The organism is Pseudocolwellia agarivorans (genome assembly GCF_002000085.1).
Taxonomy (GTDB): domain Bacteria; phylum Pseudomonadota; class Gammaproteobacteria; order Enterobacterales; family Alteromonadaceae; genus Pseudocolwellia; species Pseudocolwellia agarivorans.
The window spans coordinates 186,911-208,398 of sequence record NZ_MUZU01000003.1 but is presented as its reverse complement, the minus strand read 5'-3'; the positions used below and the strand labels follow the sequence as shown (position 1 = coordinate 208,398).

Sequence of the window (21,488 nt, the reverse complement as noted above, 5' to 3'; positions counted from 1 at the left end):
AAAACATTTGACCTTGGAGTAAAGACTAAGGTGTACAGTAGGTGTATTATCAACAAATAGTGCCCTGAGTTTATAGAAATTTGGGCTGAGACATAGGCGAGTAATTATGTATCAAATAGGTGAGTTAGCAAAAAAACTGTCTGTAACAACAGATACATTAAGATATTACGAAAAGCATGGACTGCTTTCACCGTGTTCTCGATCTGATACGGGTTATCGTTTATATAACGACGGTAACTTACGTAGTTTACAATTTATTATTAGCGCGAAAAAATGTGGCTTTACGTTAAACGATATTCAAGAACTTTTGTCTATTCAGGTAGATAAAAGTAGCCATAGTTGCCATGAGGTTAAGTCGTTTACGGAACACAAACTGCAACAGGTTGAAGATAAAATAAGCGAGCTTGTTGCTATTCAGTCTTCGTTGAAAAAATTGGTTGAAGCTTGTTGTGGCGGTAACGAAAGTGCAGCACATTGCTCAATACTTTCTACCTTGGAGGATGATAATGGAATTACTCACTAATTTTGGTCAATTATTTTTAATATCAGCGCCTTGGTTGTTACTAGGTTTATTTATTGCCGGTTTAATTAATGTGTATTTACCTAAAGATTTTTTACTTAAACATTTAGGTAAAGAGGGTTTTTTAACAACAGTTAAAGCCGCTTTAATAGGGGCACCAATGCCATTGTGTTCTTGTGGCGTTATACCTGCTGCATTGGGATTAAGACGAGCCGGAGCGTCAAAAAGTGCGACTACGGCTTTTTTAGTGTCTACCCCTGAAACGGGCGTTGATTCTATATCTGTATCTTATGTGTTGTTGGGGCCTTTTATGGCGATTATTCGTCCTATTGCTGCCATATGTAGTGCTATTGTTGCGGGGGTATTAGTTGGTAGTGAGAAAATAATACCTGTAGAGCATAAAGATAGCGGTAGCGAGAAAGCTGAAAGTGTTTCATGTTGTAGTAAAAAATCGGAGCCTGTAGAAAAATCTTGTTGCAGTAAAGAGCCTGAACCTGTGGAAAAATCGTGTTGTGCTAAATCAGACATATCCGATCTCACAGCTAACAGTCATTGGAATAAGTTTAGCCAAGCGGTTGTTTATAGCAGTACGACTTTATTAGCCGATACAGCAAAGTGGTTGATGGTTGGGTTATTTTTTGCGGCCTTGGTACAAACTTATATACCTGCTGATTTCTTTCTACAGTGGGGTAGTGGCATATTAGCTATGGTAGTGGTTATTTTAGTGAGTATTCCTATGTATATTTGTGCTACTGCTTCTACACCTATTGCTGCAGGATTGTTGCTGTCGGGAGTATCACCCGGAGCTGTATTAGTATTTATGCTAGCAGGGCCGGCAACAAATATTGCTACCTTAGGCATAGTGGCGAATGAACTCGGTAGAAGAGCTGTTGTGGCTTATTTAGTTGGCGTTGTTGGTGTTGCGGTACTGTTTGGCTTATTAACCGATTATTTAGTTGAGCATTACCATATTCAAGTGGCTCCTATGTTGGGTGAACATCATGAAGTATTACCACTGTGGTTAACTTACTTAACGTCTATAATATTAGCCGTACTCTTATTACGTTTAGTGTTTGTTTATATTAGTGGCTTTAAAGCTAAAGCCGCCCATGTTCATGGTTGATTAATAACGGCTAAAGGTGGCAGTTTCCACTCTTCTAAAATACCGTCGCTAGTACTACTTAGCACGGTATTTTCTTTAAAGGCGGCACTTAAAACTGACGCACGTTTTTTAAGGTGAGTTGTTTGCCATTGTGCGATTAATCTTCCGTCAGCTATACGCCAAAGTTGCAGGGTTTGTTTAGGCGAGGCCGTAAGTAACAATGTTTTGTCTGTGGAAATTTCAGCGTCGTAAATTACCTTAAAGCGTTCGATTGAATCTAGCTCAGAGATAAGTTTACCCGTTTTTAAATTCCATATATTTTTGTCTTTAATTCCATCAATTGAAAAACCTACGCTGTTATCGGCACTGATTGCAACATGATTAACACGCGACATATGCTTAAAAGTATGAATAGTTTCGCCTGTTAATGTACTCCAAAATTTAGCCGTTTTGTCGCTTGCTCCTGTAAAAGCCACCATGCCATCGTCAGAAATACTCACCGAATTAATATCAAGTTTATGTTTTTGATAAGTTGCCATCGCTTTAGTAAATGGATTAATTACGCTCACTTTTCCGCTTCTAAAGCCTAATAAAATTACGTCTGAATTCTTTGATAACGCTATGTCGTTAATGATGTGATCTTGCAGCGACCATTCACCAATTAATGCTCCATTTTTTAATGAATATAAACGTACTGATACACGATTAGATGTTATAAAGTATTGATTATTTTTAGCAATTTTCACTATTTCTATATAGTCTTTTGCTTTGCCAACTAAGCAATTTAACTGCAGCTTTTGAGTGAGGTTATTCCATAAACATACGTGCTTATCGTCAGCAATAAGCGTGTATTTACCATCATAAGAAATATCAGACGTTTCAACTAATGTATCTGTTTGAGGTGTTGATGAGACAGCTTCTGAAGTGTAAATATCAGACGTGCCGCAGCTCGCTAATAGTAATGAAAATAAATAAACACTCAGTCGTTTCATGCTGCGGTATTCTATTTTTTAAGCACCGGAAAATTAATATTGATTACACCCGCTCTTTCAAATTCAAAATGAATTGTAACCGTGTCATTTTCTACTAAAGGCTTTTTGATACCCATTAACATTAAATGATAGCCACCTGGTTGCAATACTAATTTCCCCATAGGTGGAATTGTTGTATTTTCGGCTTCTAACATTTTTAAAAGGCCATCAACTTCTTTCGTTTGATGAACAGATACTTTATTCATAGTAGAACTCCAAACATCTAGCAATTTATCAGCTTCGGTGCTTGAATTGTTTATTTCAACGTATCCTGCTGTGCTCATTACTGTAGGAGGAAGTAGTCTTACCCAAGGTTTGGTAAACGTAATATGATCATTGTTGGGGTTATTTTCGGCGTGTGAATATGAACTAATAATGGTCAGTAAAAAAAACAATACAATTGTACTTATGTGAAATAAAAGCGGTTTAGTCTTGCGTTTGTATGTACCAAACATTTGAATACCTTATGACTGAATAAATTTTATAGTGTGTTGCAATAACAGCCTTCAGAGTTTGCCATTATCAGTTGAGCATTAAAACCTTTTTTATAATTTGATAATACTAAATCAATTATACCTTCACCTTTCCCACAAGCTAAACCTTCAGAGTAGGGACCAAAATAAATAAGTGCGCTGTTATGATCTAATGCTAATACGGAAGGCGTTGAAGGGATAATACCGTTAAAGCGAGCCGGCAAAGTTATATTGATTACAGTCATATTATTGTTAATTGCATTGCGTTTTACATCAGCTAAATGATCTCTGCTAATAAGATTACAACGACAACCCTCATCAATAATATTGATGAGGGTATTTGGTAAATGTTTTGGTAAATTTAGTTCCTCCAAAATATTTTTAACTAACATGCGTTGAGTTAAATTAGTGAGTTTCTCTTGAGGATCAAATAGCGTTAGGCGATCGCGAATGAAATAGCTTGCAGTAAAAATGGTAAATATTAACCAAATACAAATAACACCATAATGATACTTAGTGGCTTTAGCATTATGTGTTATTGAGTTATTTAAAGTTGGCAACACTCACACCCATTGCTGCTGCTGAGTCATTAATTTTTTCCGCCTCGTTAGCTAATACTATTACCTTTTCCGAATCTTGATGGCCCATTGCATTTAAGTTTTCTGTACTTTGAGCAATACTATTTGTAGTGGCTGATTGTTCTTCTACCGATGCGGCTAAATTAATTGCAATATTACTAGAGTCAGAGACGAGGCTAGATGCTTGATTAATTATTTCACTTACTTCTTGAGTTCGCGCAATAATAATATTAATTGCACTAATACTCATATCCATAGAGTCTGTAGAGCGTTTTGAATAAGATGATAGTTTATTAACAGTATCAGCTATTTTATCTGTACTTTCTTTAGTTCTATTGGCTAAAGCTCGCACTTCATCAGCAACAACAGCAAACCCTCGGCCTTGCTCACCAGCCCTAGCTGCTTCAATGGCTGCGTTTAATGCTAATAAATTGGTTTGTTCTGCAATGCTAGTTATTTCAGATAACACAGTAGCTATATCAGCACTAGAATTGACTAATTCACTAATTTCCTCGTTCGTTTTTTGTAATGAAGATGTTAGCTCTGAATTATTAATATTTACTTCACAGATTTGTTTATTCGCATCTAGTGTAAGAGTGTTTGCTTCTTGCATCTGTTGACTCAGTTGAGAGGCGTCTTGTGCAATTGATGCCACTGTTACTGACATTTCTTCAGCGGAAGTTGCAATAATTTCAGTTTCTACTTGGCGTTGTTTTATTGAATGATGTAATTCATTTTTAGCATCATTTAAAGCATAAGCATTTTTTTCGAGATCATTTGATATGTTTTTGACTTGGATGACCATAGAACTAAAAAGTGAGAGTAGTTTGTTAAAGTTAGCTAAAATCGCATTTGATTTTGCTTCTGCGCGAACATGTACGTCAATCGATTCAGGGTTATGAGTTATTATTTCAGAAACGTATGATAATTGTTTACCCACATAACTTTCGTCGTACATTAATTTTGCAACATAGCCTGCAATAAACGCTTCAATGACTGCATAAACGGCATGAATTAATACCGTACTGAACATAAGCCTATCTTGATCAAATATATAAACGCCGTAATTTTCTGTTTGTAAAAAATAAAAAGATAGGTGGTGCACAGCCACCAAACCTACTGCAGAAATAAATACGGTCCAATTACTAAATACAATGAGAAAGGCCATAAGTATAAATATTTCAAAGTGAATTTCTATTAGGCCACTTAATTGATGTATATGTAAGCAAGCAAATATCATGGTTGCTAATGCTGCGGTATGTTGAGTTAAAGATGAATTTGGGAGTTTTTTAAACATCCATATTGGTATTAATAGGCTAGGGAGACCAATAACAAAGGCTTCAACGAATGTCTCGTTAATAGAAGCAAGTGCTAGTGACTCAATAAATAAAACGATTAAGAGGTAAGTGAATAATTGAGTTACTTTTGACATTTTATAGTGATCCTAATAAGAGAAGTAAAGCGCATAGAAAATATTGTTAAACGATTAATTTTATGATGACAGTAGAGTCGGCTTTTTTTAGTTAAACTTTAATAAATATAAGTAAAGTTTTTAATTGTGAAGACATAAGAGATTTATAAGTAAAATGTTGTCGTTGTTAGTACGAGCAATGCCCCGTAGTATAGCTTTTTTCTAAATTAAACCTTATTTTTGTATTGTAATATTTTGTAATCTCAAGTGTTATTTATATATAAATTGATAATTTTATGATTAAGTGGTGTGTGATTAAAATAAATATGAGATGGGTTATGTATTATCATTTAATTAATAAGAATAGGATGTTAAATTTTTTAACGTGCTTACTGTTTTGTTGTACTTTAGTTTCTCATGCTGAAGATCTGATTCCCTTTCCATTTTATATGCCTGATAAAAAACCTGATATGGCTCTTAGCAAAGCTATGGAAAGAGCTTACGAGCATTATGAAGCACCGTCGTATCGTGAAAATGAACTTCATAGCTTATTTCGTTACACACGTTTAAAAGGGTTTGATTACAAACAAGGTAACGGAACTATTAGTCGTCGTGATCCCAGTAAAATTATCAAAGTCGATGGTGAATATTATGTTTGGTATACAAAGCGTGATACCCCAATACCGCCACGAGGAGCTAAAGGGGGGAGTGATGTTATTCCGTCTAGCGATTGGGATCTTGCCGAAGTATGGTATGCCACCAGCAAAGATGGTTTTACTTGGAAAGAACAAGGTGTTGCCATTAAGCGACCTGAGAAACCTAATGTGGGTTGGCGTTCAGTTTCTACACCTGATATTTTAGTGTGGAAAAACAAGTACTACCTTTACTATCAAGGGTTTATGGAAATGTCAGGAAAGCGAGGAGACGATTGTCCCGTAACGGTTTCAGTTGCAGATTCTCCTACAGGGCCTTGGACACCTACTCATAAAGTTGTTATTCCTAATGGGCCTGAAGGTGCTTGGGATTCTAAATCTATACATGACCCTTATCCATTAGTACATAACGGCAAGATCTACTTATATTATAAATCTGATTTTGGTAAAAGCGGTATATTACATCGTGCTCAAGGTTTGGCCATTGCCGAAAATCCATTAGGGCCTTTTGATAAGCATGAACTCAACCCTGTATTAAATTCAGGTCATGAAACAACTCTATTTCCATGGAAAGAAGGTATAGCCGCTTTAAGCATTAGGCACGGCAACGAGAATAACACGATTCAATACGCTCCCGACGGCGTAAATTTTGAAGTAAAAAGCTCAGTATCCTTAATGCCTGTTGCTGCAGGCCCATACATACCAGATGCTTTTATTGATACCAAAAATGGTAAAGGGATTTTATGGGGACTTTCACATTTTGCTCATCAAGGTAGTCGACAACATAGGCACAGTATTTTGGCTCGTTTTGATTGCGATCTTCACCAAGAAGTAAACGAACCTTCAATGAGAGACACAGAGTACTTTCTTAAATCTGATGTGTATTTTTCTCAAGGATTAGGCTCTGCTTTTGAAAAGCGTAAAAAAATGTCGACGCTTGATTAAGTTTAATACTATCCATTAATTTGTACTTTACCACTTACCAGTAATGATATTTTAATAAGGTAATAACGAGATTTTTTCACTTATTATTATCTTATTTTCTTTCTCAAATAAAACCTCCTATAAAAAAGTTAAATTTATTTAACCCCTTTCTTAATTCCCAAACGTTATATATCTGAACATGACGGAACATGTTTACTATCAATTGTTGTGTGATCACACCTCTTTAATGTTTTATACCCGTTACCACTCAAGAGGCTATTTCAGAGTGCTTGAGCGATATCAATTCAAGGCAATGCTTTGTAATAATGGTCGTTCCCTTATAAAAAGCATTAACGAAGAAGTGATTTTGCTCAAGCGCTTCTTCGATGGGTCTAAAAACAATTTATGCCGCGTTATTAACTTTAGTAAGGGAATAACCATTACTGAAACTTAATGCCTTGCCTAAATTGTTTTTAGTTCCCACTGAAACCTGCATCTTGAATGGTAACGGGTATATAGAGGATTTAAAATGAAAAAATTACTGAGTGTTATATCGTTAGCGAGTATTGTTACTTTTAGTTTATTTGTATTTATGGCGTATTTAGTTAACAGCGATGAGGTTAATATTGTTGACCCATTACCTGATGTCATTGTTGATGTATACCAAACTAAACCTGAAAAACCGGCAGTAGACAGAGTTAAAAAACTACCTGAACCACCCAAAGCACCAGAGCCTATGCCTAAAGTAATGACTGAAATTGATCCAACTTTACCCACAGATGGAATAGGTGAAATACTTGTGAATGTAAAAGTACCATCAACAACATTAGGTACAGGAGATATTTTTACAAAACCCGATCACGATGCTCGACCTATTGTACGTATTAGTCCTAAATATCCGATAACAGCAGCGCGAGATGGTATTGAAGGTTGGGTTAAGTTAGCATTCGATATTAACAAAGTAGGTGAAGTGGTTAATATTTCAATACTTGACTCTTATCCTAAACGTACATTTGATAAAGCAGCCAAACAAGCCTTAAAAAGGTGGAAATATAAAGCAAAATTATTAAACGGAAAAACCGTATATCAAACACATCAAACGGTGCAATTAGATTTTAATATGGACCAACAAATTTAGATTGTTGACTTGCTAGGGAATCATTTGAATTTACCTTCAAAAATTAGAGGCTGGTTTAATTCTACACAAACCAGCCTAACAAATGTAGATATGAGCGCTAGCCCTGAAAAGGTGATGGCGCAATATATTGCGACAGGTAAAAAACAGTACTTAAGCTTATTAGTTGGGGAGTTTAATCTTGCTCTGTATCACTATTTATTAAGTCAGTCAGACAAAGCGACTGCAGAAGATGTCGTACAAATAACTTGGCTTAAAGTCATGAAAACGCAAAGCTCGGTTACCCCAACTCACGTTAAAAGTTGGTTGTTTACCATAGCGAGAAATACCTTAATTGACGAACTACGTAAACAAAATCGATGGCAACATATAGAATTTGAAGACCAAATAGCCACTGAAAATAGTCTTGAACAACAGCTTGAAACAAAAGATAAACTAGCGCAATTTAATCAAGCTTTATCAACACTTCCTTTTTTACAAAAAGAAGCTTTTATATTGCAACAAGAAGGTTTTTCGTTATCTCAAATAAGTGACTTAACGAGCGAGTCGCAAGAAACCATAAAAAGCCGATTACGTTATGCACGTAATCATTTAAAAAATAAAATAGGAACCACATCATGAGTACCGAAAAGGGTAGCGATAAGTTTGATAAAGATATCGACGCTCTTTATTTACAGCGAAAAAATAACATTCAAGCACCTCATATAACCTTTGAAGGAGCTGTGGCAGAAAATTCACCTAAAAAAAGGTATCGAATGAAAGAAGTTATTTCGATATTAATGTTAGGAGGCGTTGCTTCGTTTGGAATTTTTGCTGTAATTAATCATTTAGCACAGCTTCCCGAAAATACACCACAGTCGCCAAATGAATCAATGACACTTGTTGAAGTTATTGATATAGATAAATTTGATAAAGCGAATCAGCCTATTAATGTAACGCCGCCGAAAGAACAAAAAAAGGTACGACAAACGCTAGCCGAGCAGCCAACAAGAAACTTTGAAATTAATAGAGACATTCAAGTTAAACCTAAACCTGCCAAGGCAATAAGCATAAACAGTCTAAATGTTGAAGCAATAGCCCTAGTGCCAAATAAATTACAACCTCATCTCGTGCATCCTACATTTAAGGTGATGCCTGACTTAAGCCGACATAGTGCATCACGTCAGTCAGGGAGAGTTAAACTTACGTATACTTTGTCTGACGAGGGCACGGTAGAAAACATAGCCGTGGTAGAGAGTAACGTGAACCGAGATCTAGAAAGATCAGCTCAAGAAGCATTATCGCAATGGCGTTATGCTCCTGAATCATCTTTAGGTAAAGCATTGCAGGTAGAGTTTCAGTTTAATCGGAAATAATTGAAGGAAAAAGATGAACAGAGCCTGAATGAAATGTACAAATTGATACAATTGTTAAATGAATTCTAGGTTATAAAACGGGTCATAATTTATAAGATATTTAAGCATTAATAAAAAAGGAAACACTATGCGATATTTACTGCGAAACACCATCATACTTTTAGGTTGTATGAGCTTTTTTACTGCGGCAGCTTCATTACCCAATGTGCCACATTTTTACGTACAAGGTACGGGAAAAATTACCGTAGTGCCTGATACGGCAAAAATATCCTTTTCAATTACTACGCGTGATAAAGACCTGATCAAAGCCAAAAAAGAAGCCGATACGTTATCAGCTAAAGTGATCAAAATAGCGAAAGATTACCGTCTTGATAAAAAAGACATTTCAGCGTCTGAGCTATATATTCAACGCGAAACTCAATACGACAATATAACGCGTAAACAAGTGTTTATAGGTCACAAAGTTACTCGTTCCGTTCAGCTATATCTTAAAGATTTAGAACGTTATTCACACCTAGTACAAAGCTTAGTGAATGCTGGTGTTACCGAAATGCATGGCGTACAACTTATTGCTTCAAATATGGAAGCGCTTAATAAAAAAGCCTCGCTACTGGCTATTGCTGATGCTAAACAGTCAGCAAAAGATCTAGCAAAAGGCTTTGAAGTAAACTTAGGGCAATTATATCGTGCATCAAAAGAGCCTATTCAAGGCGAAGCGCCGTATTCAAGTCGCGGTATGATGGAAATGGCGAGCTTAAAATCAGCTCCTGCTAATGTTGTCGATGGTGCGTTTGAAGCTGGTTCTATTGATGTGGTGCAACATATCTACGCTGTTTATTTAATTGATTAGGTTATTCATACTGTTTTTAGATTTAAAAAGAGCTATTTCATTAATTAAATGAAAAAGTGAGACATTTTGTCACATTTCAAATAGATCATAAGTAGATAACATAGCGTTAACTTTTTATTTTTGTTAACTCGTGTTATTTACTTATGAACCAATCATTTAAACTCTCAGCGCTGTCTCTTATTCTTGCCCCATTGTCTTTCTCTACACTCGCTTATGTCTCACCTGAAGTTATTGCTGATACTAATAAAACCAGTCAAATTGAGCGATTGACTGTTACGTCAAACCGTAAAGAAATGTTAGATACAGACTTAGCTATGTCGGTTCATGGAATTGGACAAGACGAACTTAATATTGATAACGGCCAGCATGTTGCTGAATCACTTAATAGTATAAGTGGTGTATTAGTTAATCAGTTATCAGGTGGGCAAGGTCATCAAACGGCTATTCGTATGCCCATGAATACCAGTGGTTATTACCTTTTTTTGCAAGACAATATTCCTCTACAGTCACCCGCTTTTTTTAATCACAATGGTTTGTGGTGGTCTAGCTTTAACTCAAACGTTTCTCGTATGGAAGTACTTAAAGGTGCCGGTACTGCTTTGTATGGATCAGGTGCTGTTGCTGCAACCATCAATATATTGTCGAAACCTATTGCCGATGAAACTGAAACCAGTTTAGGCGTAACCTTAGGTGAAGACGACTACGGCAAAGTTCAAGCAAGTCATTCTCAAAAAATAGACAGTAAAAATGCTATTAGAGTGTCAGCGTCTTATTTAAATAATGGTGGTTGGCGTGATCATACCGGTTCAAAACGTGGTGAGATTAACATTCGTCATGAATACAATATTGATAATAACGAAACGCTAGCCACGTCTTTTATCGCATCAGACTTAGAACAAGAAATGGCGGGTAGTTTAACCGACGACTTATACGCGAACGATCGCACAAATTCAGGTTTATCTGAAGCGGTATTAAATAATGACCCGTTACGTAAAACACAATACATGCGTTTATCTACACAATGGGATAAATCAAGCGGTGATGCGTTTTACTCATTAATTCCTTACGCGCGTTATCGCACCAATAATTACACGGCTACGTGGAACAAAAACATGCCAGCCATTGAATCTAATGTACTTACATTGGGTTTGTTAGGTTTAGCTAATTTTGAACATGATTCGAACAGTGAAACAACGGTGGGGTTTGATGCTGAATACACCAATGGTGATCAATTTTCGTATCAACCATTAGACTTTACAACAACCGACTGGGGAGCAGATACTTTTGTAAAAGGTGAGAAGTTTTATGACGATACAACAACTTACACAGGCATATCGCCTTATGTTCAACACACCAGACATTTAAGTGAAAAAATTGTATTAACTGTAGGGGCTCGCTTTGACTACGCAACCTATGATTTTGATAATAAGTTAGGCGTTTACGGCGATATAGGTCATGGAAATTGGAGTATTGAAGATACCGATGACAGCTTCACACATTTAAGCCCTAAAGCAAGTATAAATTATAATATTGACGCTAACAGCAGTACCTATTTTCGTTATGCCAATAGTTTTAGATTACCTACAGCAGGGAGCTTATTTCACTTAACAGCAAAAGATAATGGTGTAGCTCAGTCGGTAGATCCTGAAGTATCAGACACGTTTGAAATAGGCTATAAAGCGAATTTTGAGCAGGTAACATTTGATGCCGCTATATATTATATGGACGTAGATGACGGTATTGTTCATGCTTACAAGGCAAATGGACAGCGCTACTTAACCAATGCCAGTCGTGTTATTCATAAAGGTATTGAATTTGCTGTTGATTGGCAAGTAACCGATACCTTTGATATGAGTGTAACTTACACTAAAAGTAAGCATGAATTTGATGAGTTTATAGATGCTTCAGGTAATGATCTTTCAGGTAATAAAATGCAATCAGCACCTGAATATATTGCTAATGTGCGTTTTAGATACAGCCCTGAAACCTTACCTGAACTTTCTACCATGTTAGAAGTGCAATCTATTGGTGAATACTGGCTTGACGATGCTAATTCAACAGATCCCGCAACCAATAAAGCACGCACTAACAATGGTTATACCGTTGCAAACCTTAAAGCTTATTACCAAGTGTCGCCTCAGTTAACATTAAATGCACGTGTACTTAATTTAACCGATAAAGCATATATTCAAGAAATTGAATATACCTACGGTAGAAACTCAATTTCGGCAGGTGCTCCTCGTACTTTGTATGTCGGGTTTAACTACAATTGGTAACGGGTATAGACAACAACGTAATTATTTAAATGGAAAAACACATGAATACAGTTAGTAAAAGCATTACACAGGTATTAAGTTTGTTATCGCTGTTGTTGTGTATATCTGCATCAGTACTGGCAGCACACAATCATGCAGCAATGGAAAAGCCAGATAAAAATGTATGTGAAGGTGTTGATATTACATGCGCTAAAACAGTCACTTTAGCTTTTGCACCTAATGGTGATTTATGGCGAGTATGGGCGGCGGACAGTGCTATTTACTACCAAATATCGCTCGATAAAGGCACTACTTTTGCTCAAGCTAAGCAGGTGGGTATACCGGCTGAAAAAGTATCAGCACGCAATGAAAACAGACCTAAAATAGCCTTTGATAACGCTAATGGTGTTTATTTTTCTTGGGCTTCACCGTTGTCTCAAAAATATACCGCGAATGTTCGTTTTTCATATTCTAACAACTACGGAAAAAGCTTTTCAGCTCCTATTACTGTGAACAACGACAACCTATTAGCGGGCCATAGTTTTAACGAAATGCATGTTTCAAAAAAAGGAGATGTAAGCATTGTTTGGTTAGATGGTCGTAAATCTCACGCATTACGTAAACAGGGTAAATCATCGAAAGGATCTGCGCTTTATTTAGCTCAAGCTAATTTTAGAAACAATACATCAAGTAGCTTTACCAATGAAGAGCTTGCCGACGGTACGTGTCAATGTTGCCGAATTGCTATGGACGAAAACAAATCAGGCAACTTAGCTATTTTGTGGCGGCATGTATTCGGAGATAACATTCGAGAATTCGCCATGATAACCCTAAACGAAAAGCCAAAAATTCAGCAATATAGCCAAGACTATTGGCATATAGCTGGTTGCCCACACCAAGGTGGGGGAATTTCAGTTGATGACAATAATACTTACCACACCGTTTGGTTTAACCAAGGTGAAAAAGGCAAAGGTATTTTTTATGCACAAACTGATGACATGGGCGCAACGCATTCAATTCCTTTATCAATCGGTGAATTATCTAAACAAGCCGCTTATGGTAACGTTATGTCTAATGGGAATATTGTTGATATTGTTTGGACACAATTTAACGGCATAGAGCATACATTGTGGCATCAACGTTCAACCAATTACGGTCAATCATTTGGTAAAGCTGAGGTATTGCAAACAGCAAAAAATGGTATTGATAGACCCTTTATTATTAAGCACAACAAGGTGAACTATGTATCGTGGCAACGTCCTAACCAAGGTCATTGGATACAAGCATTATGAGTAAAATTTTAAATATTATTATATGTGGTATCGCTTTTTGTAGTTATAGCGTTCTGGCCAATGTAGCCCCTTTTAATGGTGATGTTTTTAATCGAATTAAAAATAAAAATCTAGGTAAACAATGGTTAATGGTGCTCTGGTCAGTTGATTGTCCTGCTTGTTATAAAGAGTTAGCGTTAATTAAAAGCTTACGTAAAGAAAACCCTAATATTGATGTGATTATTGTTAATACCGATGGTGACGATGAAGCAAATGCTGAAAGCTATCAGGTGATGGAAAAGTATCAATTATTAGATATCACCACGTATTTTTTTGAAGAAGGAACCGCTGATCGTAATCGTTATGTTATAGACCCTACATGGTATGGTGAGTTACCACGCAGTTACTTTGTTGATACAAAAGGGACGTTTCATGGTAAAAGTGGCTTAGTAGAACCCGCTCTGCTTAGGAAGTGGCTTTTATAAAACAACCTAATAATTCTTTAACTTTCAGCAGGCGCAGTACGCTTTTGTAGTTTACGTTGCAGGGTACGTCGGTGCATTGAAAGCTGCCTTGCTGTAGCCGAAATATTCCCCTTGTTTACTTTCAATGCTTGCTGAATATACTGCCACTCTACTTCTTCTGGCGATAGGGTGAGCTCGTCTTCTTCGACTTGTGTTATGCTCGATAAATTATTCACACTGCAGTTATTCAGCGTGGCTAAAAGGGTTTTTGTATCTATGGGTTTACTTAAATAGTCGTCTGCACCAAGTTTTATAGCATCTACCGCTGTACCTATGCTGGCGTAACCTGTTAACAAAACAATACGGCTATTAGGCAATAGTTTTCTAATGGGGGTTATTAAGCTTAAACCACTTTCTGTATGCAGTTTCATATCGAGTAAAATATGGCTTGGCAATTCTCTATGGCATGCCAATAAAGCATCAGAAACATTATCTGCATGTATACAAGCAAAACCGTTTTTTTCAACTCTTCGTTTTACGGTATTAGCAAATATCTGATCATCTTCTACAACGAGTAATTTCAAGTACGATTCCTTTAACGCTTTTTAACATATATGGGTAAAGTCAGGGTGACGAGTGCGCCACCACCTTTATGGTTTGTAAGTGTTAGCTTACCGCCTAACCTTTCTAATGTTGTATAACTTAAAAAAACAGCCATGCCTAAACCTTGCTTACTCTCTACAGGTTTTGTACCTAATTCTGCCATTTTTTCTGTACTAAACCCAGTGCCAAAATCTCTAATTTCAAGTTGCCATAAATGAGTATTTATGTCGCTTGATAATTCAATAGTATTGTTATTATTTGCTTTAGTTGCCCTAATGGCATTATTCATCAAGTTTAAAATAGCAGGGAGTAAAGAAGCGTCTGCTTCAATGGCCTTATCCGTTAATACCTTATTATTGTGAGTTTGTTTTAATATTATGTCGGGATAATTTAACGCAATGTGATCAGCAATTTGTTTGAGAATATCTTCACATAAGGTAGGTAATAAAGTTTGTGCTTTTATATTGAATGTTATTTGCCTGAATGCCTCTAAACTTTTTTTACATCGGAGTAACTCCGTTTGCATATCCTTAACAATGCTATTTTCTGGCATGTCTTCTAAAAGCTCATCGGCAAGTAATTGAACCGTTGATATTGGTGTCGCTAGTTGATGAGTTACTTGAGCAGAGGCAACCCCTAAAGACATTACTTGCTCTTGTTTTAATAGGTTCTCACGGTATGTGGCAATAGCAATTTTGTGTTGATTAATATTGCGTGCCATTTTGCCTACAACTAATGCAACGACACTGGCTGACAGTAAAAAATTGATCCACATTCCTATGAAATGTCCTTCCATGTTGCCATGCATCACACTCATAGGTAATTGCCATAAAAGTAAGCTGTATGATACAGCGGCAAGTATTGCGATTATTACCAGTAATGTAGATGTTAATGACACCGCAGCAATGGCAATAGGAATTAATAATAAAGAAACAAATGCGTTAGTTGCTCCGCCACTGAAATATAAAATTAAGGATAGAAACAACAAATCAGCACAAATTTGAATAAAAATAGCTTTCGTGTTTGAAAGTGCCGTTAGGGTGTAAATATTACTTTTGTGATAGAAAAAACTCGCGCTAGTAAATACCAACTCAGCACAAATAATGGCAAATAAAGGGACAGTAGGTAGGTGGTAATCTAAACCTAAATTAACAAATAAAATTAAAATAATTTGAATAAAAACGGCGATAAAACGCAATTTAATTATGAGCTGTAATTTATTTGTATTTTTTGGCGTTAATAGCATTTATTCATTTCGCTTTAAATTGTGTGAGAAACTAGGTTGTACATATTGTTTTATATTTGATGTATTTATTTAGTATATAAATTGTCATACAATAAATTAATTATTGAACTGTATTTTATCTTAAAGAGATGACATGTATAGCCCAATAGTTTCCCCCTTAAAGGGAGGCAAGGCAGTTAACATGGTATAGCATTATTTTTATCGGACTTATTATTATAAAGCTTTCTAGATTACTTTATGCATGAGAGTTAATTGGCGTTAAACAAGATTTTAATAACGACACGGTATTTTCAAAAGGGAGCTTAGCTGGCGCTTAATCCCCAACAATCGACGGCAGTGCTTAGCAAGCGATTGGTAGCGTAAAAAATTTACCTTACCTAAAAATGCACAAGGACTTAGCTAAATATCTACATATTCAGAACAATTGAAAAGTAACGAGGTTACTCTCCATGCCAAATAAAACTATAAAAATTAACATGTTTACTCTTGTGATAGCGGCTATTTTTACTTTCATGGGGTGTTCAGAACCTAGCAGTAATAACACGGTTAATGCTAAAAAAGTGGCAGAATTAAATAGAGAGCAAAACGAAGCATCTGTTAAGTCAACAAAGCCTAATATTGTGTTTATATTCGCTGATGACCAATCAGCTAAAACAATAGGTGCATACGGTAATACCGAAATACAAACCCCTAACTTAGATAAACTTGCGCAAAAAGGCGTTAACTTTACTAATGCTCATAATATGGGGGCTTGGAATGGTGCGGTATGTCAAGCATCGCGTACCATGCTAAATTCTGGTCGTTCAGTGTGGCAAGCCCATAAAATGGATATGGAGTTTAGCCAAGGCAAAGGGATAGACCAAACATGGGCAAAACTACTTGAAGCACAAGGTTATGATACCTACATGACAGGTAAATGGCATGTTGCAGCAAAGGCAGACAAAGTTTTTAATACCAGCACTCACGTTAGGCCGGGCATGCCAAAAGACCACTGGGACCATTATAAAATGGTTCAGCTGTTTAGCGATTTTTACGCGGGTAAAACCCAATATAAATCAGTACAAGAGTTTATGCCTGTAGGTTATAACCGCCCATTAGGCCCTGACGATCACTCATGGTCGCCAACGGATCCAAAGCATGGTGGATTTTATAAAGGTGGTAAACATTGGAGTGAAGTACTAAAAGATGACGCGGTATCTTTTATTGAACAAGTGGCAACTAAACCTGATCCATTCTTTATGTATATTGCTTTTAATGCGCCTCATGATCCACGACAAGCTCCAAAAGCGTATCAAGACAAATACACAGCAGCAGATTTATCGTTACCTAAAAGCTGGCAAGACAATTATCCAGATAAAGATTTAATAGGTAATGGTCCTAGTTTACGAGACGCGGCTTTAGCACCATTTCCTCGAACCGAATATGCAACGCGTGCGCATCTAAAAGAATACTATGCACTTATTACTCATTTAGATGCGCAAGTTGGTGAAATTATGTCAGCCCTAAAAGCCAGCGGGAAAATGGATAATACTTATATTATTTATACTGCAGATCATGGTTTAGCGGTAGGTGAGCATGGTTTATTTGGTAAGCAAAACATGTATGAAGAAAGTATTAAAGCCCCATTCATTATTTGGGGGCCAGGTATTGAAGGCGGACATAAAGTTGATGCTAACATTTACCTGCAAGACGCTATGGCAACCAGCTTAGAGTTAGCCGGTGCCGATAAGCCTGAGTATGTATTTTTTAATTCGATTATCGACCTAGCTAAGGGGAATGCCACTAAAAGCCATTACGATGCTATTTATGGTGCTTATATCAATAGTCAAAGAATGATCAAAAAAGACGGATATAAACTGATTGTTTATCCGGACGCTAATAAAGTGAAATTATTTGATCTGAAAAAAGACCCTAACGAAATGCAAGATCTAGCTAATAACGCAATGTATTTATCAAAAGTTAATGATTTATTTTCAGAGTTGATAACATTACAAAATAGCCTTGAAGATCAAGTGGATTTATCGCAAATGTACCAGCAATACACAAAGCGTTAAAGATTCATAACCTGCTTACTAAGCCAAATATGTATTAAAGGATAAACGTTATGTTTATCCTTTTTTATTTCTAATAAAAACACACATTATTATTCATTTACGTTTTCCCTTTTTTAATTCAGCTTGTTACTAATATCTTCGTATTCATTGTAAAACCTCCTCAAATATTTATATTTTTACTGCTAATTTTTCTGACTAAATCACGTACGATTAACTTAAATTAGTTTTAATTGGTTTTATTTTGTTTTGTGTTTAATTGTATCTTATTGAGTTTTAGTGCTTTTAAATATTTTAATTAACTTATATTGACTTATATATCTCTCAAGAGTAAGTTTTATACAGCTATTTAATAAACTGTTTTTTACTAAATACGTTATGAATAGCCTGCTAAAAAAAATAATAAAAAGGTGCTGTTTGTTATCTGCTAAATGAATAGAAATTTGAGTTTTGCGTCGCTTAGCTTTAGACCATCAGCATCTGAAAATTAATACAACAAACACATACAACAAAAAGCAAAGACATCGAGGGGACAATATGTTCATTAAAAAAACGAAAGTTGCAGCTGCCGTTATTACTGTATTGAGTGCATTAAATACCGCGCCACTACTAGCCGAAGAAGCTAAAGAAAATGTTGAGGTTATTACCGTTACAGGTCTTAAAAATAGTTTGGTTGCTGTTGCCGCATTAAAAAAAGACAGCAACTTTATTAAAGACAGCATAGTGTCAGAAGACATTGGTAAATTTCCAGACTCAAACGTGGCTGAATCTTTACAACGTATTTCTGGTGTATCAATTGACCGTAATGGTGGCGAAGGTCAAAAAGTGACAGTGCGTGGCTTTGGTCCAGAATTTAATACGGTATTATTAAACGGTCGTCGTATGGCGTCAGACTCTCCAGGTAGAGCATTCCATTTTGATTTACTTTCTTCAGAGCTTATTGGTGCTGCTGATGTGTTCAAAACATCAAGTGTTGCTTTACAAGAAGGAGGTATTGGCTCAACCATTAATTTAAAAACTCAAAAGCCATTAGATATAGGAAAATTTAAAGCCGTTGCTAGTGCAAAGGGGATGTACGAAGACAAATCGAGCGAGCTAAGTCCTAACATCTTCGGTTTTATTAGCAATACGTTTGCTGATGATACTGTAGGTCTTTTATTATCGGTTTCTCATCAAGAGCGTGTTTCCACTCAAGATTCAATTCTTACGGGAACAACACCGGAATCAGGTCGTTGGGATACTCAAAATTACACTGGAAGTGATTTATGGAAATTCAGAGATAACCAAGGTAACGGTGCCGGTAAATATACTTACCAAAGACAATATAACTATGCTCGTAGTTTAGAAGATAGAAGCCGCACAGGCGCTACAGGGGTTTTCCAATATACGCCAAACGATAATATGGTATTAACCATTGATGCGCTTTATTCGAAGTTAGATGTTGAATCAACAATTAATGACCGATTTTCACACCGTAGTCCACCAGCTATACATAATTTAGTTGCCGACGAAAATAACGTGATCACTAGTTACGACATGATTGAATCGCCTATGTATGTGCAGTTCTCTAATAATCGTCCGTCAACGGCTAAGCAATTTGGTGCCAAATTAGAATGGGAGCTTTCTGATAATTTGTCTGCTGTATTTGATGTATCAAAATCAACGGCTGAAATGAAAGCCGGCGGTAAAGATTACTACGTAGTATCTCGTGCAAGCGACCATATTTTACGTGTAGATAATACACAAGGTGGCGATGCACCAATCATGCAAGTATTTAAATTTACGCCTAATTCAACCGATACGAATCAAGATGGCAATATTGATAGTTTTGATTATACGCTAGGTTCTGAAGTGTTAGCTGCTGATCCTAATGACCAACGTTCGTGGTTTGGTAAACGTAAAGGTGAAAATTTTAAAGATGATATTACCGAGCTAAAAGCTGATTTTACTTGGGTTGTTGATAGTGAATTTCTTACCGAAGTTACCTTTGGTGCTATTACATCAACGCAAGAAAAATCTAAATATGATACGACTTCACCTAATGCAGGCTTTTATCTAAATGGCCGTGTGGATTTACCCGCTAATATTTTTACGCCAGTAAATCGTAGTGGTTTCTTATCTGGCGCTAAAGGCGACTTTAGATCTGATGCACTTTATTTTAACCAAGAAGCATGGTTTGAATATTTAGAACGTCCAGAAACACTTGCTCAACGTGATACAGAAAATGGCTTAGCACCAGGCACATCAGCAAGTGACTTTTTACCGGGCGGTTACAATGTTGTTCAAGACTCGCCAAGATCATATAACATTGAAGAAGACATTGTGTCAGCTTATGTCAATGGTACTTTCGAAATGGAAGTCGCTGATATGCCATTAGTGATTAATGCTGGCGTACGTTATACCGAAACTAAATTAGACTCGTTGGGTTATGCGCAAGCTTTTGTTGAAGTTAAGCCAAGCCCGTCAGTAACTGATTCATTGGTAGTACAACGGTCGAGCGAAGTAACACCTCTTATTGCTTCATCAGATTACAGTGAATTTTTACCGAGCATTAATGCACGTTTAGACATTACTGATAACTTTGTGGCTCGTTTAGCTTATTCTAAAACTTTAACGCGTCCAGAAATGACGATGTTAAATCCAGCAGCAGTTACCGCTCAAGAAATTCGTTACACAGGATTAGAGGCAACAGCAGGTAATCCTGATTTAGAACCATTCGTAGCTGACAACTTTGATTTATCGTTAGAGTGGTATTACAGCGAAACAGGTTTCTTAACAGCAGGTTTCTTCCGTAAAGACATCAATGGTTTTATTGTAAGTGGCGTTGAGCGAGAAGGGTTAACCATACCTAAATTAGACGCACTTATCGGTTATCCAGACCCTGATAATAAAATAGATGTTGCGAATAATACTCTGTTTTTAGACGTTACACGTCCTCGTAACTTAGAAGAAACCAGTGTTGATGGTGTTGAAATAGCTTTTCAACAAGTGTTTGATATGTTGCCTGCGCCATTCAATGCTATTGGTGTTTCAGCTAACTTAACTTACGTTGATTCAGACCATGATTTTGATGTATCTAAAACTGATAACAACTTAGCGTTACCAGGCTTGGGTGATTCGAAAAACATTGTATTGTTTTATGACGATGAAACTATTGAAGCTCGTATTGCTTACAACAAACGTTCTAAGTTCTTCTCTCGATTCCAAGGCATAGAGCCATGGTTTACTGAAGAATACGATCAAATTGATGTACGTGTTGCTTATAACTTTAATGAAACAACACAAATATTTATTGAAGGAACTAACTTAACGGATTCGGTTGTTAAACAACATGGGCGTTACGAAAGCCAGTTTTTACAATTAGATGATACCGGACGTCGTTATGCATTTGGTGTTCGTACAAGCTTTTAGTTAGCACTTACGTTAGTAAAAATAGTCCCCCTGTAAAAGAGCTTCTGAGTAAAATTAGGAGCTCTTTTTTTTATCTAAAGCGCTAATATTTAATTTGGTGGTCAGGTGGTTAAGCGGCATAATAAGGAGGTGTTGAGCTATCAGGTTTAAACTTT

18 protein-coding genes are annotated in these 21,488 nt (G+C 36.4%); 12 read left to right on the top strand and 6 right to left on the bottom strand.

All coding sequences use genetic code 11. The annotated features are described in order from the left end of the window. Positions 1-106 precede the first annotated feature (106 nt). Together zntR and B0X80_RS06580 are read left to right on the top strand one after the other, a co-directional pair. Positions 107-523, top strand: coding sequence for a Zn(2+)-responsive transcriptional regulator (gene zntR / locus B0X80_RS06585; protein ID WP_077339044.1), 417 nt, complete (start codon positions 107-109; stop codon positions 521-523). After that, on the top strand, positions 507-1,643 hold the full coding sequence (locus B0X80_RS06580; RefSeq protein WP_175623889.1) for an SO_0444 family Cu/Zn efflux transporter: 1,137 nt from the start codon (positions 507-509) through the stop codon (positions 1,641-1,643). Before zntR ends, B0X80_RS06580 begins: the two co-directional genes overlap by 17 nt. On the opposite strand, the gene B0X80_RS06575 is transcribed toward B0X80_RS06580, so the two are convergent. Genes B0X80_RS06575 through B0X80_RS06560 form a run of 4 tightly spaced genes read right to left on the bottom strand, consistent with a single transcriptional unit; the run spans position 1,634 to position 5,136 of the window. Further along, positions 1,634-2,614, bottom strand: coding sequence for a WD40 repeat domain-containing protein (locus B0X80_RS06575; RefSeq protein WP_077339043.1), 981 nt, complete (start codon positions 2,612-2,614; stop codon positions 1,634-1,636). The genes B0X80_RS06580 and B0X80_RS06575 overlap by 10 nt on opposite strands. A gap of 11 nt (positions 2,615-2,625) precedes the next feature. After that, positions 2,626-3,108, bottom strand: a complete 483-nt coding sequence (locus tag B0X80_RS06570) for a copper chaperone PCu(A)C (protein ID WP_077339042.1) — start codon at positions 3,106-3,108, stop codon at positions 2,626-2,628. Positions 3,109-3,134: 26 nt separating this feature from the next. Then, positions 3,135-3,686 (bottom strand): DUF6436 domain-containing protein, encoded by a 552-nt coding sequence (locus B0X80_RS06565; RefSeq protein WP_077339041.1) that lies wholly within the window; start codon positions 3,684-3,686, stop codon positions 3,135-3,137. Then, positions 3,670-5,136 (bottom strand): methyl-accepting chemotaxis protein, encoded by a 1,467-nt coding sequence (locus tag B0X80_RS06560; protein ID WP_077339040.1) that lies wholly within the window; start codon positions 5,134-5,136, stop codon positions 3,670-3,672. Before B0X80_RS06560 ends, B0X80_RS06565 begins: the two co-directional genes overlap by 17 nt. Before the next feature lie 347 nt (positions 5,137-5,483). Between B0X80_RS06560 and B0X80_RS06555 the strand changes: the two genes are divergently transcribed. From B0X80_RS06555 to B0X80_RS06520, 8 genes are all read left to right on the top strand, one after another. Next, a complete protein-coding gene (locus tag B0X80_RS06555; RefSeq protein ID WP_077339039.1) occupies positions 5,484-6,713 on the top strand; it encodes a glycoside hydrolase family 117 protein in 1,230 nt (409 codons plus the stop codon). A gap of 508 nt (positions 6,714-7,221) precedes the next feature. After that, positions 7,222-7,830 carry an energy transducer TonB gene (locus B0X80_RS06550; protein ID WP_077339038.1) on the top strand — a complete coding sequence of 203 codons (609 nt, stop codon included), beginning with the start codon at positions 7,222-7,224 and terminating at the stop codon, positions 7,828-7,830. Positions 7,831-7,854: 24 nt separating this feature from the next. After that, positions 7,855-8,448 carry an RNA polymerase sigma factor gene (locus tag B0X80_RS06545; protein ID WP_077339037.1) on the top strand — a complete coding sequence of 198 codons (594 nt, stop codon included), beginning with the start codon at positions 7,855-7,857 and terminating at the stop codon, positions 8,446-8,448. After that, a complete protein-coding gene (locus tag B0X80_RS06540; protein ID WP_077339036.1) occupies positions 8,445-9,182 on the top strand; it encodes an energy transducer TonB in 738 nt (245 codons plus the stop codon). Before B0X80_RS06545 ends, B0X80_RS06540 begins: the two co-directional genes overlap by 4 nt. A gap of 127 nt (positions 9,183-9,309) precedes the next feature. Further along, entirely contained in the window at positions 9,310-10,032 is a 723-nt protein-coding gene (locus B0X80_RS06535) for an SIMPL domain-containing protein (protein ID WP_077339035.1), read from the top strand. A 143-nt stretch (positions 10,033-10,175) separates the two neighbouring features. Then, positions 10,176-12,308, top strand: coding sequence for a TonB-dependent receptor (locus B0X80_RS06530; RefSeq protein ID WP_077339034.1), 2,133 nt, complete (start codon positions 10,176-10,178; stop codon positions 12,306-12,308). Positions 12,309-12,349: 41 nt separating this feature from the next. After that, entirely contained in the window at positions 12,350-13,579 is a 1,230-nt protein-coding gene (locus B0X80_RS06525) for a hypothetical protein (protein ID WP_077339033.1), read from the top strand. Continuing rightward, a complete protein-coding gene (locus B0X80_RS06520; RefSeq protein WP_077339032.1) occupies positions 13,576-14,043 on the top strand; it encodes a TlpA family protein disulfide reductase in 468 nt (155 codons plus the stop codon). Before B0X80_RS06525 ends, B0X80_RS06520 begins: the two co-directional genes overlap by 4 nt. Positions 14,044-14,060: 17 nt before the next feature. Here B0X80_RS06520 and B0X80_RS06515 read toward each other — a convergent pair whose 3' ends face one another. Both B0X80_RS06515 and B0X80_RS06510 read right to left on the bottom strand, forming a co-directional pair. Continuing rightward, a complete protein-coding gene (locus tag B0X80_RS06515) occupies positions 14,061-14,606 on the bottom strand; it encodes a response regulator transcription factor (protein WP_077339031.1) in 546 nt (181 codons plus the stop codon). A gap of 11 nt (positions 14,607-14,617) precedes the next feature. Next, the gene (locus tag B0X80_RS06510) at positions 14,618-15,871 is read right to left on the bottom strand and encodes a sensor histidine kinase (RefSeq protein WP_077339030.1); all 1,254 of its coding nucleotides are present in this window, start codon (positions 15,869-15,871) and stop codon (positions 14,618-14,620) included. Positions 15,872-16,320: 449 nt separating this feature from the next. On the opposite strand from B0X80_RS06510, the gene B0X80_RS06505 reads away from it, so the two are divergent. Together B0X80_RS06505 and B0X80_RS06500 are read left to right on the top strand one after the other, a co-directional pair. After that, complete coding sequence (locus tag B0X80_RS06505; protein WP_217697137.1) at positions 16,321-17,925, top strand: sulfatase family protein; 1,605 nt, start codon at positions 16,321-16,323, stop codon at positions 17,923-17,925. 534 nt (positions 17,926-18,459) lie between these two features. Then, the gene (locus B0X80_RS06500) at positions 18,460-21,333 is read left to right on the top strand and encodes a TonB-dependent receptor (protein WP_077339029.1); all 2,874 of its coding nucleotides are present in this window, start codon (positions 18,460-18,462) and stop codon (positions 21,331-21,333) included. Positions 21,334-21,488 lie beyond the last annotated feature (155 nt).

Coding starts and splice junctions, on each gene's coding strand:
- zntR (WP_077339044.1), top strand. CDS start 107: ATGTATCAAATAGGTGAGTTAGCAAAAAAACTGTCTGTAACAACAGAT.
- B0X80_RS06580 (WP_175623889.1), top strand. CDS start 507: ATGGAATTACTCACTAATTTTGGTCAATTATTTTTAATATCAGCGCCT.
- B0X80_RS06575 (WP_077339043.1), bottom strand. CDS start 2,614: ATGAAACGACTGAGTGTTTATTTATTTTCATTACTATTAGCGAGCTGC.
- B0X80_RS06570 (WP_077339042.1), bottom strand. CDS start 3,108: ATGTTTGGTACATACAAACGCAAGACTAAACCGCTTTTATTTCACATA.
- B0X80_RS06560 (WP_077339040.1), bottom strand. CDS start 5,136: ATGTCAAAAGTAACTCAATTATTCACTTACCTCTTAATCGTTTTATTT.
- B0X80_RS06555 (WP_077339039.1), top strand. CDS start 5,484: ATGTTAAATTTTTTAACGTGCTTACTGTTTTGTTGTACTTTAGTTTCT.
- B0X80_RS06550 (WP_077339038.1), top strand. CDS start 7,222: ATGAAAAAATTACTGAGTGTTATATCGTTAGCGAGTATTGTTACTTTT.
- B0X80_RS06540 (WP_077339036.1), top strand. CDS start 8,445: ATGAGTACCGAAAAGGGTAGCGATAAGTTTGATAAAGATATCGACGCT.
- B0X80_RS06535 (WP_077339035.1), top strand. CDS start 9,310: ATGCGATATTTACTGCGAAACACCATCATACTTTTAGGTTGTATGAGC.
- B0X80_RS06530 (WP_077339034.1), top strand. CDS start 10,176: ATGAACCAATCATTTAAACTCTCAGCGCTGTCTCTTATTCTTGCCCCA.
- B0X80_RS06525 (WP_077339033.1), top strand. CDS start 12,350: ATGAATACAGTTAGTAAAAGCATTACACAGGTATTAAGTTTGTTATCG.
- B0X80_RS06520 (WP_077339032.1), top strand. CDS start 13,576: ATGAGTAAAATTTTAAATATTATTATATGTGGTATCGCTTTTTGTAGT.
- B0X80_RS06510 (WP_077339030.1), bottom strand. CDS start 15,871: ATGCTATTAACGCCAAAAAATACAAATAAATTACAGCTCATAATTAAA.
- B0X80_RS06505 (WP_217697137.1), top strand. CDS start 16,321: ATGCCAAATAAAACTATAAAAATTAACATGTTTACTCTTGTGATAGCG.
- B0X80_RS06500 (WP_077339029.1), top strand. CDS start 18,460: ATGTTCATTAAAAAAACGAAAGTTGCAGCTGCCGTTATTACTGTATTG.